This window comes from Brucella sp. JSBI001 (assembly GCF_026014005.1).
GTDB lineage: Bacteria > Pseudomonadota > Alphaproteobacteria > Rhizobiales > Rhizobiaceae > Brucella > Brucella anthropi.
Genome location: NZ_CP110339.1, coordinates 1,842,477 through 1,854,486, shown reverse-complemented (window position 1 = coordinate 1,854,486; position 12,010 = coordinate 1,842,477). Strand labels below are relative to the sequence as shown.

The following is a 12,010-nucleotide window of genomic DNA, read 5'->3' as shown; positions in this document are numbered from 1 at the left end:
GGTGATGACCAATGAATATTCAAGTGAAAACCAAGAACCCGAAACCCGCCGCAGTGCGTGCGATCAACTGGAACCGGATCGAAGATGAGAAAGACCTTGAGGTCTGGAACCGTCTGACCGGCAATTTCTGGCTGCCGGAAAAGGTGCCGCTTTCGAACGATATTCAGTCGTGGGAAACGCTGAAACCGCAGGAAAAGCAACTGACGATCCGCGTTTTCACCGGGCTGACACTTCTCGATACGATCCAGAACGCAGTCGGTGCCGTGAAGCTGATGGATGATGCAGCGACGCCGCATGAAGAAGCGGTGCTGTCCAACATCTCCTTCATGGAAGCGGTTCATGCACGATCCTATTCGTCGATATTCTCGACTTTGTGCCTGACGCCGGATGTTGACGATGCCTATCGTTGGTCCGAGGAAAACGAATTCCTGCAGCGCAAGTCCGTTCTGATCCTGGACCAGTATCGCGCGGATGATCCGCTGAAAAGGAAAATCGCCAGCGTTTTCCTGGAGAGCTTTCTGTTCTATTCCGGCTTCTATCTGCCCATGTACTGGTCGAGCCGGGCAAAGCTGACCAATACAGCCGATCTTATCCGGCTCATCATCCGTGATGAGGCTGTGCATGGCTATTACATCGGTTACAAATTCCAGCGCGGACTGGAACGCTTGAACGAAGAGCAGAAGCAGGCAATCAAGGATTTTGCCTTCGAACTTCTTCTGGAACTTTACGACAATGAGGTTCGCTACACGGAAGCGCTATATGATGGCGTTGGCCTAACTGAAGACGTCAAGAAATTCCTGCATTACAACGCCAACAAGGCTCTCATGAACCTCGGCTATGAGGCACTCTTCCCGGCTGAAGCGTGCAAGGTCAACCCGGCGATCCTGTCCGCTCTTTCGCCGAATGCAGACGAAAACCACGACTTTTTCTCCGGTTCCGGCTCTTCTTACGTCATCGGCAAGGCGGTCGCGACTGAGGATGAAGACTGGAGTTTCTGATGGCATCTCGGCGCCGCGTAACACCGGTGCCGAAGTTTTCTGTTCTGGAGATGACGTTGACGTTGCGGTCTTGTTTTGCGACACATGAATGATGCAGACCGCCATCACAATCGATCAGGACTATCTCGTAACACGGCTCAAGGCGCTTCTCGCCATACCGAGTCCGACCGGGTTTACCGACGAAGCCGTGCGTTATGTTGCGCGCGAGCTGGAGCATCTGGGACTTGAGGTTATGCTGACGCGCCGGGGGGCTATTCGCGCGCGCAGGGTGGGCCTGACGGAGAGACCGGCGCGCGGGATCGTATCGCATGTCGATACGCTCGGCGCGCAGGTAAAATATCTGAAGGAAAACGGACGGCTGGAACTGGTTTCCATCGGTAACTGGTCAGCGCGTTTCGCTGAAGGTGCCCGCGTTTCCATCTTTTCGTCCAAAGGAATTTATCGCGGTTCGATCCTGCCGTTGAAAGCTTCCGGCCATACATTCAATGACGAAGTCGATACGCAGCCGGTCGGCTGGCCTTATGTCGAACTCCGCGTCGATGCGCTCGCCCGAAATCGTGATGATCTGCTGCAGCTCGGTATCGATGTCGGTGACATAGTTGCTGTCGATCCCGCGCCCGAATTCATCGATAATGGCTTTATCGTCTCGCGTCACCTTGATGACAAGGCAGGCGTTGCAATCATGCTTGCGGCCCTCGAAGCGATGCAGAGAGCCAATGTGGAAACGCCGGTCGATAGCTATTGGCTGTTCACCATCGGCGAGGAAGTTGGAGTGGGTGCCTCTGCGGTCGTTGTGCCGGATATTGCCTCGCTGGTCGCCATCGATAATGGCACGACTGCGCCGGGCCAGAATTCATCGGAATTCGGCGTCACGCTTGCCATGGCGGACCAGACCGGACCGTTCGATTACCATCTGACGAAGAAACTTTACGAGCTTTGCGGAGAGCATGACATTCAGGTCCAGAAGGATGTGTTCCGTTATTACCGTTCTGATGCCGCGTCTGCGGTTGAGGCCGGGCATGATGTGCGTACGGCTTTGCTGACCTTCGGTGTCGATGCCTCGCATGGTTATGAGCGCATTCATCTAAGCGCTCTGACTTCCATTGCAAAACTTGCAGTTCATTATGCAATGAGCGAAGTCGAGATCAAACGCGATGCCGAGGAAACCGCCAAGGGCCTCAAGGGTTTCACGCATCAGAAATCGACCAAGGCAGAGCAGGATTTGAGACCCGAGGATACGCCTGCGGAATAGGCTCTGAACTTTCTGAAATCGCGAGCGGGCTCAGGCCCGCTTTTTTTGTCTCGCAAAAATTAATTATGATAATTCATTGATGATAGTTGATTTATGCCTATAAATTAGAGTCTGACGGATTTGACAAATGAAGGGGAACCCCATGAGAAGGTTATTCCGTGCCGTCCTGACTGCTATGGCGCTTTCGGTCGCCGGGGCGGGCACAGTCGCGCTGGCCCAAACGCCGCCCAATGTGCTGATTGTCGGGCAGATTGCAGAGCCGCAATCGCTCGATCCGCATACAGTCACGGCCACCAATGATTTCCGCATCCTCGTCAATATTTATGACGGCCTTGTGCGCTACAAGGACGGAACGCTGGAAGTAGAACCGGCACTGGCGGAAAGCTGGACGATTTCGGACGACGGCAAGACCTATACGTTCAAGCTGCGTCAAGGCGTGAGGTTCCATGACGGTTCGGATTTCAATGCCGAAGCGGTCAAGTTCAACTTCGACAGAATGCTAAAGGAAGACCATCCCTTCTATAACACCGGCCCATTTCCGCTTTCGTTCAATTTCTCGTCCATCGATGCAGTCAATGTGCTCGATGAACACACTGTCGAGTTCAAGCTGAAGGAGCCTTTCGCTCCATTTCTTTCCAATCTGGCCTATCCGACCGGCCTGATCGTGTCGCCGGAAGCGGTCAAGAAATACGGTAAGGAATTTGGCCGTCATCCATCCGGAACCGGTCCGTTCAAGTTCGCGGAATGGCAATCCGGCCAGCGTGTGGTGGTGGAGCGTAATCCCGACTATTGGGACACAGCGCCAGCATTGGAAGCAGTTGTGTTCCGCCCGATCACGGATGCCAATACCCGCGTCGCGGAGATGATGGCAGGCGGGCTGGATGTCATGGTGGAAGTGCCGCCGGATAATCTTGCCACCTTCAAACAGGACGCGAATTTCGCGGTTGCCGAACAGGCGGGCCCCCATGTCTGGTTTACCATCCTGAACGCGAAGAGCGGTCCATTCGCGGATAAGAAAGTGCGTCAGGCGGCGAATTATGCGGTTAACAAGCAAGGCCTCGTAGATAATGTGTTGCAGGGTTCCGCAACTGTTGCTGCGGGGCCGATCCCACCTGCCTTCAACTGGGTCGAGAACAAAACCGAACCCTATCCCTATGATCCTGAAAAGGCCAAGGCGCTCCTTGCCGAAGCTGGTGCAAGCAATCCCGAAGTCACGTTCTATGTGACCGAAGGCGGTTCTGGCATGCTTGATCCAATCACGATGGGTGCCGCAATCCAGGCCGATCTTCAGGCTGTGGGCTTCAAGGTCAAGATTGAAACCTATGAGTGGAACACGTTCCTTGGCAGGGTAAATCCGGGACTGGATGGCAAGGCCGATATGGCCGAGATGGCATGGATGACCAATGATCCGGACACGGTGCCTTATCTGACGCTTCGCAGCGACGCACTGCCGGACAAGGGCGGTTTCAATTCCGGTTACTATTCCAACCCCAAAGTGGATGAGCTTCTGGAAAAGGCGCGGTCATCGACCGATCAAACCGAGCGCGGCAAGCTTTATGGCGAAGTGCAGAGCATTGTCCATGACGATGCACCATGGCTGTTCGTGGCGAACTGGAAGCAAAATGCAGCCACGACCGCTGCCGTCAAGGGGTTCAAGTTGCAGCCGTCCTTCCTGCTGCATTTGAAAGACGTAACCAAGGAATAAGCAGGGAGGGCATTCATGCCAGCCTATATCCTCAAGCGACTTTTGGCCGTTGTTCCTGTGTTGCTCGGGCTCTCGATCATCGTTTTTCTCGTCATGGCGATGATCCCCGGTGATACGGCGACTGCGTTGCTCGGATCATACGCAACACCGGAAAATGTCGAGCGGATCAATCGCGATCTCGGTCTCGACAAGCCGTTGCTGCAACAATACTTCATCTGGATGGGCAATCTCCTGCATGGGGATTTCGGGCGTTCCTTCGTGCTCAATCGTCCGGTGCTGGATGAGGTTATGGAGCGCTTTCAGGCGACACTCGTGCTTGCAGGCGTAGCACTGGTACTGTGTTCAGTCTTCGGCCTGCTCGCGGGTATCGTTTCGGCAGTGCGCCAGTTCGGCTGGGCAGACAGGGCGATCACTTTCATCGTGCTTGCCGGAATTTCCATTCCCTCATTCTGGTTGGGGTTGCTTCTGATCTATCTCTTCGCGGTCCATTGGCGCATTCTGCCAGCGTCCGGCATGTATGCTGTTTATGGCGGCGGTGACCTGAAGGATCTGCTCTGGCATCTGATCCTGCCTGCCACGACGCTGGCCGTGGTGGCGGCAGGCGTGATCGCACGTCTGACCCGCGGCGCGATGCTGGAAGTGCTTCGTCAGGACTATATCCGAACAGCCCGGGCCAAAGGTCTCAACGAACGTCGTGTGATATACGGTCATGCGTTTCGCGCCGCACTTGTCAGCGTCATTCCTGTGATCGGTATTCAGGCGGGATTTGTGCTGGGCGGCGCCGTCTACATCGAAACCGTGTTCCAGTGGCCCGGTATTGGCGCCATGCTGGTGAAAGCCATTTCCACCCGCGATATCTTGCTGGTGCAAGGTGGCGTGCTTGTGGTTGCCGCGAGTTATGTCCTCTTCAATCTACTCGCTGATGTCATCCAGACCATGCTCGATCCAAGGATACGCTCATGAGCGCGCTTCCAGAAATTTCTGCCGCGCCAACGGCGGTCCGCATGTCATCATGGCGGCTCCTGATGAGCAATCGACTGGCGGCTTTCGGCTTTTTTATGCTGGTCCTGATCTGCCTCGTCATTCTGCTGGCCCCGGTTCTCCCGCTTCCCAATCCTGACGCGACTTCTCCCGCAATGCGATTAAAACCCGTGTTCAGCGAAGGACATCTTCTTGGAACGGATCAACTCGGGCGCGATATATTGAGTCGTGTCATATGGGGCACGCGGGTGTCTGTCGCAGTAGGATTTGCAGCGACGCTGATCGCAGCGATTGTTGGCTCGGCGATCGGTCTCGTGGCCGGCTATGCGGGCGGACGAACCGACAATTTGATGATGCGCGGCATCGATATGCTGATGGCATTTCCTTATATCCTGCTGGCGCTGGCTATCGTGGCAGTGCTTGGGCCGGGCCTGATGAATGCGCTCTACGCGATTGCGGTGGTCAATATTCCATTCTTCGCGCGTAATGTTCGCGGGGTTACGCTTGGTCTCGCGCATCGTGAGTTTATTGATGCTGCCCGGCTCTCCGGGAAAAGTCCGGTTTCGATCCTGTTAAGCGAAGTGCTGCCCAATGTACTGCCGGTTATCGTCATTACCATGTCGACCACGGCGGGCTGGATGATCCTCGAAACGGCGGGCCTGAGCTTCCTCGGTCTTGGCGCGCAGCCGCCGCAGGCCGATCTCGGCTCCATGCTCGGCGAGGGCCGCGCGCAACTGTTCAATGCCCCGCATGTCTCCATCGTGCCGGGATTGATGATCTTCCTGCTGGTCATCAGTCTCAACGTATTGGGAGATGGGGTGCGCGATGTTCTCGATCCGCGATTGCGGTCAGGTGCGCTGGGGCGGCCAGGTGCTGTAACCGATATTGCCAAGGACCGGTTATCGCCCATGATCAAGGATAGCCAAAAAGCTCTTTCTATTGCCGGTCTCGAAACGGGCTTCGTCAATGGTGGGCATTTCACTCCCGCTGTCCGCAATGTTTCACTGGAACTTGAACGCGGCGAATGTCTCGGCCTGATCGGGGAGAGCGGATCGGGCAAAAGCGTGACCGCCCTGTCAGTAATGGGCCTCGTGGCGTCCCCGCCCGGACTTATCCGCAACGGCGCGATCTATCTGGGCGACCGGGACGTTCTTTCAATGTCTGAAACCGAGTTGACGGCGGCACGGGGCGCAAGAGTTGCTTATGTGTTTCAGGACCCACTGACAACGTTGCATCCAATGTATCCGGTCGGTCGGCAGGTCGAGGAAGCAATTGCAGCGCATCGGCGGATTGGAGCCAGTGAGCGGCGGGAACAGGCGATTGTGCTTCTTGACAAGGTTGGCATTCCAGATGCAGCGGAACGGGCCAATCACTATCCGCACCAGCTTTCAGGTGGCCAGCGTCAGCGTGTCGGCATTGCCATGGCTCTGGCCAATGATCCAGATATCATCATTGCGGACGAACCGACCACGGCGCTCGATGTCACGGTGCAGGCGCGCATTCTCGAACTGCTGCGCGATCTCCAGCGCGAGCGTGGCATGGCTCTGCTGTTTATCACCCATGACTTTGGAGTGGTTTCGGAGATTTGTGACCGCGTGGCAGTGATGAAAGACGGCGAGATTGTCGAGACGGGCACGACATCGGAAGTTCTTTCCAATCCGCAGCACAGCTATACGAAACGCTTGATAGCCTGCGTTCCCGAACTTGGGCAGGGTGCCGACTTTCTGGAACGTGTGGCTGGTCTCTTCAAGCGCGAAAACGGGAGGGTGGCAGGATGAGCGGAAATGCGATCAGCGTTCGCGATCTCACCAAAACCTTCGGTGGCGGACGAACACTTCTGGGTAAAGAGCGTCACAAGGTCGAGGCGGTTAAAAATGTTTCGTTCGATCTTGGAAGCGGTGAGACACTGGCGATTGTCGGTGAAAGCGGATCGGGCAAAAGCACGCTCGCCAGAATGCTCGTCGGGCTGACAGAGCCGACGGGCGGTACGATGACGATTGCTGGACGCGACGCGCATGAACTGCGAAATTCCGGTGCACAGGCATTTGGCAAGGTCATACAATATGTATTTCAGGACCCTGTCGCATCGCTCAATCCCAGAAAGACGATCCGGCAGATACTGGAAACACCACTCAGGCTTCTGGGCGGGCTGGATTCAGCTCAGTGCCAGCAGCGCATGATCCAGTTGCTGGATGCCGTTCAGATGCCCAAGGATACGCTGGAACGATATCCGCACGAATTCTCCGGCGGGCAGGCGCAACGTATCGCCATTGCGCGCACGCTGGCCGCTGAAGCGGAAATCGTCGTACTCGATGAACCGGTTAGCGCGCTGGATGTCTCTGTTCAGGCGCAGGTTCTTCTGCTTCTGGATCAACTGAAGAAAGAGTTTGGTCTCTCTTATCTCTTCATCAGTCATGATCTTGCCGTGGTGGAAGCCATCTCTGACAGGGTTGCAGTTATGTATTTCGGGGAAATCGTTGAGGAAGCAACTGCAAGCGCTCTTTTTGCCAGACCTGAACATGCCTATACACGACAACTCGTGGAAAGCGCGCCGCGCATCAGGAGAGAGTAGCAAGATATGGTCAGAATGGGCCGGAATTCCGATCACGAACCGCAATCGCGCGCGAGGGCGGCAAAGGTCCGTCGGCGACCGGAAGAGATTGCTGACCGTATCAAGGATGTTATCCGTTCCGATGCATTGAGGCCGGGAGATCGACTGCCACAGGAAAAGGAACTAATTGACCAGTTCAAGGCTGCCAAGGGCACTGTGCGCGAAGCGATGAAGGCGCTGGAGACGCAGGGTCTGATTTTTACGCGCAGCGGTCCCGGCGGCGGGGCTTTTGTGGCCGAACCTTCCGCCCAGCACGCAATGGAAATGCTCGGAAGCTATTTCTTTTTCGATCAGCCGAGTCTTGCCGAAGTTTACGCTATCCGTAAGCATCTCGAACCGGAGGTTGCTGCTCTGTTGTCCGGCAGATTGACCGGTGACGACATTGCTCGGCTGGAAAATGCGATGCGGGTCTATGATCGCCCGCCGGTCGATCTTGATGATCAATATCGCCAGCGGATTGCGGAACTGGATTTCCATTCCTTGCTGGCACAGCTTTGTCCGGACCGTCTGTTGGGCTTCATCTGCGGATTGACCCACAATCTGTTGCGAAGCCTGCCAATAGCGCGCGCGATCTATGCTGATCCGACACCGGCTTCGCGCGAAGAAGGACTTATCTTCCAGCACCGATTGCTTGCAGCACTTGTCGAAAATCGCAGCGAGGATGCGCGCCGTATAACGTTTGAGCATATGGTTTCCGCTGAAAACTATATGCTTTCCAAGGCGAATTTAGTCGGGAAAGCCACATAGCGGAAACGAAAAAGTTGGGAACAATCCCGGCGCTCCCGCATTTGCAATTATGCAGGCCGCCGCCTTAACAGATGCGACGGCCTCATTTGTTTATGAATGACAATGGAGGTTTCGACCCTTTTTATGTGTGGTATTTGCGGAGAAGTCAGGTTTGACGGTGGTTCGCCGTCAGTTTCGGCAGTCTCGAAAATGGCGGATGTACTCAGTCCTCGCGGGCCCGATGCATCCGGGATTGTGATCCGGGGCAATATCGGCTTCGGGCATCGAAGATTGAGAATCCTTGATCTTTCTGAAAAATCGCAGCAACCGATGATCGACGCCGACCTCGGTTTGACGCTTGTGTTCAATGGCTGCATCTATAATTTCCGCGAATTGCGCACAGAGCTGGAACAGAAGGGCTACAAGTTCTTCTCCGACGGTGACACAGAAGTCATTCTCAAGGCATGGCATGCATGGGGCGAAAGCTGTGTAACGCGTTTTCTTGGCATGTTCGCTTTCGCCATTCACGAACGTGATACCGGCAGGGTTATCCTCGCGCGTGATCGGTTCGGCATCAAGCCGCTCTATATTGCCGAGGCGGAGGGTGCCTTGCGGTTCGCCTCTTCCTTGCCTGCTCTGGTTAAGGCAGGCAGCATCGATACCTCGATAGACCGCGCGGCCTTGCACAATTACATGAGCTTTCATGCCGTCGTGCCGCCACCGCGCACGATCTATAACGGTGTTCGAAAGCTCCCCCCGGCGACAATCCGTGTCTATGAACCGAATGGACGTTTTGCTGACCGCATCTATTGGCAGGCGCCTTATCGTCGTCTGCCCGGCGACGGCGCGTTGAGCCGCGAGGAATGGCAGGAGCAATTGCTCGCTATGCTGCGTGTCGCTGTCAAGCGCCGGATGATTTCCGACGTGCCGGTCGGCGTGCTTTTATCCGGCGGGGTGGATTCCAGCCTGATCGTCGGTCTGCTTGCTGAGGCCGGTCAATCGGGCCTGATGAGTTTTTCAGTTGGCTTTGAGGAAGCAAACGGGGAAAAAGGCGACGAATTTGTCTATTCCGATCTGATCGCCGAGCATTTCGGCACCGAACATCATAAGATCTTTGTGCCCTCGGCAGACCTCATGGACGCCTTGCCGGGAACGATCGCGGCAATGTCCGAACCAATGGTGTCCTATGATAATGTCGGCTTCTACCTCCTTTCCAAGGAGGTTTCGAAGCATATCAAGGTTGTCCAGTCGGGACAGGGGGCAGATGAAGTTTTCGGCGGCTATCACTGGTATCCACCGCTAGTCGATTCCAACGATGTCGTCAGCGACTATGCCAAAGGGTTCCGTGACCGCTCGCATGACGTTCTCGCCACGCAGCTATCGCCGGAATGGATGCCGGAACGTGATTACAGTCAGGACCTTCTGGAAGAAAATCTGCTGCAGGATGGAGCGGATACGCCTGTCGACCGTGCGCTGCGGCTCGATACGAATGTGATGCTCGTGGACGATCCGGTCAAGCGCGTGGACAACATGACGATGGCCTGGGGGCTTGAAGCGCGGGTGCCATTTCTGGATCATGAACTGGTCGAGCTTGCCGCCCGCATTCCGCCGGAGGAAAAACTACGTGACGGCGGCAAGGGTATCCTCAAGGATGTGGCGAGGAAGGTCGTTCCAAGCGAAGTGATTGATCGCAAGAAGGGATATTTCCCGGTTCCGCAGCTCAAATATATCGATGGCCCTTATCTTGATATGTTGCGAGACGCCCTCTCTTCACAAAAGGCGAGGGAGCGCGGACTTTTCCAACGCGATTATCTTGAACGCCTGTTTGCAAAACCGTCCGAACACATAACGCCGTTGCGCGGTTCTGAGCTTTGGCAGGCTGGCCTCCTTGAAATGTGGCTGCAAACGCAGGAGGCATGAAATGCGGAAAACCGGTGAGGTGGATATGGCCCGGCAGAAAGCGAAAGGTCGCAAAGCCTTTTCGCACCGTCTTACGCGCTTGCGTACACCTGAAAGCGCAGGCTTTTATCAGGAACATGCGCACGGCCATGACAAGGCGGGAAGCGAAGATCGCAAGCAGGATGTGGTTGTCGATTGCGGCTGGGGCCGACTACTCTTCGCGCAGACCTTCGAGACCAATGAAGCCATAGTGGAAGCATTGCGGGGGGAAGCGCCAGCGAGCCGCGATATCGTCTTTTACGTCAGCGATCCTCATGTGTTGCTGTCACTGGCACCACATGAGATATTTCTCGATCCGTCGCATACATACCGGATTGAACTTGCGACCTATCGACCGGGCGGGCGACGGATACGTGGCATCACCATACGTCGCGCAGTCTCCGAAGTGGACGCGGAAGGCATCAACGCTGTTTACGCGGCCTGTGGGATGGTTCAACTGCGTCCCGACTTTTTCTCATCGGAACGAGACAATCGTGCTGTTACCTATTTTGTGGCTCAGGACGATGCTACCGGCGAAATTGTTGGCACCGTAACTGGCATCGACCATCAGCGCCTTTTCGATGATCCTGATCGCAGTGCTTCGCTTTGGTGTCTTGCAGTTCATCCTCAAGCGCGGCAGCCAGGTATCGGTGAAAAACTGGTGCGAAAACTTGCCGAGCATTTTCAGGCTCGCGGCTTGAGCCATATCGATCTCTCGGTTCTGCACGATAATGAGAATGCCATAAGGCTCTATGAAAAGCTGAAGTTTCGTCGCGTTCCGCTCTTCGCGATAAAGCGCAAGAACGCAATCAACGAGAAATTTTTCGCCTCGCATCTGGAAACCTTCGATGCGCTCAATCCCTATGCTAGCATAATCGTGGATGAAGCGGTGCGTCGTGGTATTCAGGTTGAAATAACCGATGCTGAAGGCGGCTTTTTCCGCCTCTCCTATGGCGGGCGTTCCGTCCATTGCCGTGAGAGCTTGTCTGAAATGACATCGGGTGTAGCGATGTCAATCTGCGACGACAAGGCCGTGACGCGGCGCGTCGTCGAGAAGGCTGGTCTGACAGTGCCGGAGCAGATTGCGGCCGAAGCGGACGATGATGCGCTGGAAGCTTTTCTAAAACGTCACGGCAAGCTGGTGGTGAAACCAGCCCGGGGCGAACAGGGAAGAGGAATTTCTGTCGGCATATCGACCATTAAAGACCTGCGAACGGCAATCAAACAGGCGCGAACCGTGTGCGACCGCGTGCTGCTGGAGGCGTGTTTTGAAGGTGAGGACCTTCGGCTGGTGGTTATCGACTACCAGCTCGTTGCCGCTGCGGTTCGTCGCCCGCCACGCGTTGTCGGTGACGGCAAGGCAACCATCCGCAAGCTTATCGAGATACAATCGCGCAGACGCGCTGCGGCGACTGGCGGAGAAAGCCGCATACCAGTCGATACGGAAACGAAAAGGTGTCTTGAGGAACAAGGCCTGTCGCTCGATTCCGTTCTGGAAGATCATCGTGAAATCACGGTGCGCAAGGCGGCCAATCTACATACAGGCGGTACGATCCACGACGTGACAGCGACTGTTCATAGAAACCTTGTCGATGCTGCCTGTAAGGCTGCGCGTGCAATCGGCATTCCCGTTGTCGGGATCGATTTCATGGTCAAGCAGCCCGAAAAGCCAGACTATATTTTCATCGAAGCCAATGAGCGTCCCGGCCTTGCCAACCACGAACCGCAACCGACTGCAGGCAAGTTTGTCGATTTGCTTTTTCCGGGCTCAAGATAATGTTAGTTTAGAGATGTCTAAA

General features: G+C 55.5%; 9 protein-coding genes. All 9 read left to right on the top strand.

Annotated features, from left to right (window positions below):
• Positions 1-11 precede the first annotated feature (11 nt).
• The 9 genes from nrdF to ngg all read left to right on the top strand — a co-directional run bounded on the left by nrdF (position 12) and on the right by ngg (position 11,988).
• Complete coding sequence (gene nrdF, locus LJ361_RS08790; RefSeq protein WP_011982691.1) at positions 12-998, top strand: class 1b ribonucleoside-diphosphate reductase subunit beta; 987 nt, start codon at positions 12-14, stop codon at positions 996-998.
• A 91-nt stretch (positions 999-1,089) separates the two neighbouring features.
• On the top strand, positions 1,090-2,250 hold the full coding sequence (locus LJ361_RS08785) for an osmoprotectant NAGGN system M42 family peptidase (RefSeq protein WP_029928050.1): 1,161 nt from the start codon (positions 1,090-1,092) through the stop codon (positions 2,248-2,250).
• 142 nt (positions 2,251-2,392) lie between these two features.
• Complete coding sequence (locus LJ361_RS08780) at positions 2,393-3,955, top strand: ABC transporter substrate-binding protein (RefSeq protein ID WP_264813354.1); 1,563 nt, start codon at positions 2,393-2,395, stop codon at positions 3,953-3,955.
• Between the two features lie 15 nt (positions 3,956-3,970).
• Entirely contained in the window at positions 3,971-4,918 is a 948-nt protein-coding gene (locus tag LJ361_RS08775; protein ID WP_151689159.1) for an ABC transporter permease, read from the top strand.
• Complete coding sequence (locus LJ361_RS08770) at positions 4,915-6,714, top strand: dipeptide/oligopeptide/nickel ABC transporter permease/ATP-binding protein (RefSeq protein ID WP_264813351.1); 1,800 nt, start codon at positions 4,915-4,917, stop codon at positions 6,712-6,714. The genes LJ361_RS08775 and LJ361_RS08770 overlap by 4 nt, the downstream gene beginning before the upstream one ends.
• Positions 6,711-7,508 (top strand): ATP-binding cassette domain-containing protein, encoded by a 798-nt coding sequence (locus LJ361_RS08765; protein WP_010660924.1) that lies wholly within the window; start codon positions 6,711-6,713, stop codon positions 7,506-7,508. The genes LJ361_RS08770 and LJ361_RS08765 overlap by 4 nt, the downstream gene beginning before the upstream one ends.
• Positions 7,509-7,514: 6 nt before the next feature.
• Positions 7,515-8,294: a FadR/GntR family transcriptional regulator gene (locus LJ361_RS08760; RefSeq protein ID WP_029376210.1), complete on the top strand. Its 780-nt coding sequence runs from the start codon at positions 7,515-7,517 to the stop codon at positions 8,292-8,294.
• A 123-nt stretch (positions 8,295-8,417) separates the two neighbouring features.
• Complete coding sequence (locus LJ361_RS08755; RefSeq protein WP_151615858.1) at positions 8,418-10,193, top strand: N-acetylglutaminylglutamine amidotransferase; 1,776 nt, start codon at positions 8,418-8,420, stop codon at positions 10,191-10,193.
• A 1-nt stretch (position 10,194) separates the two neighbouring features.
• On the top strand, positions 10,195-11,988 hold the full coding sequence (gene ngg / locus LJ361_RS08750) for an N-acetylglutaminylglutamine synthetase (RefSeq protein ID WP_264813348.1): 1,794 nt from the start codon (positions 10,195-10,197) through the stop codon (positions 11,986-11,988).
• Positions 11,989-12,010 lie beyond the last annotated feature (22 nt).

Excerpts from the sequence above, each read along its gene's own strand:
- LJ361_RS08760 (WP_029376210.1), top strand. The coding sequence starts at position 7,515 with ATGGTCAGAATGGGCCGGAATTCCGATCACGAACCGCAATCGCGCGCG.
- ngg (WP_264813348.1), top strand. The coding sequence starts at position 10,195 with ATGCGGAAAACCGGTGAGGTGGATATGGCCCGGCAGAAAGCGAAAGGT.
- LJ361_RS08770 (WP_264813351.1), top strand. The coding sequence starts at position 4,915 with ATGAGCGCGCTTCCAGAAATTTCTGCCGCGCCAACGGCGGTCCGCATG.
- LJ361_RS08780 (WP_264813354.1), top strand. The coding sequence starts at position 2,393 with ATGAGAAGGTTATTCCGTGCCGTCCTGACTGCTATGGCGCTTTCGGTC.
- LJ361_RS08755 (WP_151615858.1), top strand. The coding sequence starts at position 8,418 with ATGTGTGGTATTTGCGGAGAAGTCAGGTTTGACGGTGGTTCGCCGTCA.
- LJ361_RS08765 (WP_010660924.1), top strand. The coding sequence starts at position 6,711 with ATGAGCGGAAATGCGATCAGCGTTCGCGATCTCACCAAAACCTTCGGT.
- nrdF (WP_011982691.1), top strand. The coding sequence starts at position 12 with ATGAATATTCAAGTGAAAACCAAGAACCCGAAACCCGCCGCAGTGCGT.
- LJ361_RS08785 (WP_029928050.1), top strand. The coding sequence starts at position 1,090 with ATGCAGACCGCCATCACAATCGATCAGGACTATCTCGTAACACGGCTC.
- LJ361_RS08775 (WP_151689159.1), top strand. The coding sequence starts at position 3,971 with ATGCCAGCCTATATCCTCAAGCGACTTTTGGCCGTTGTTCCTGTGTTG.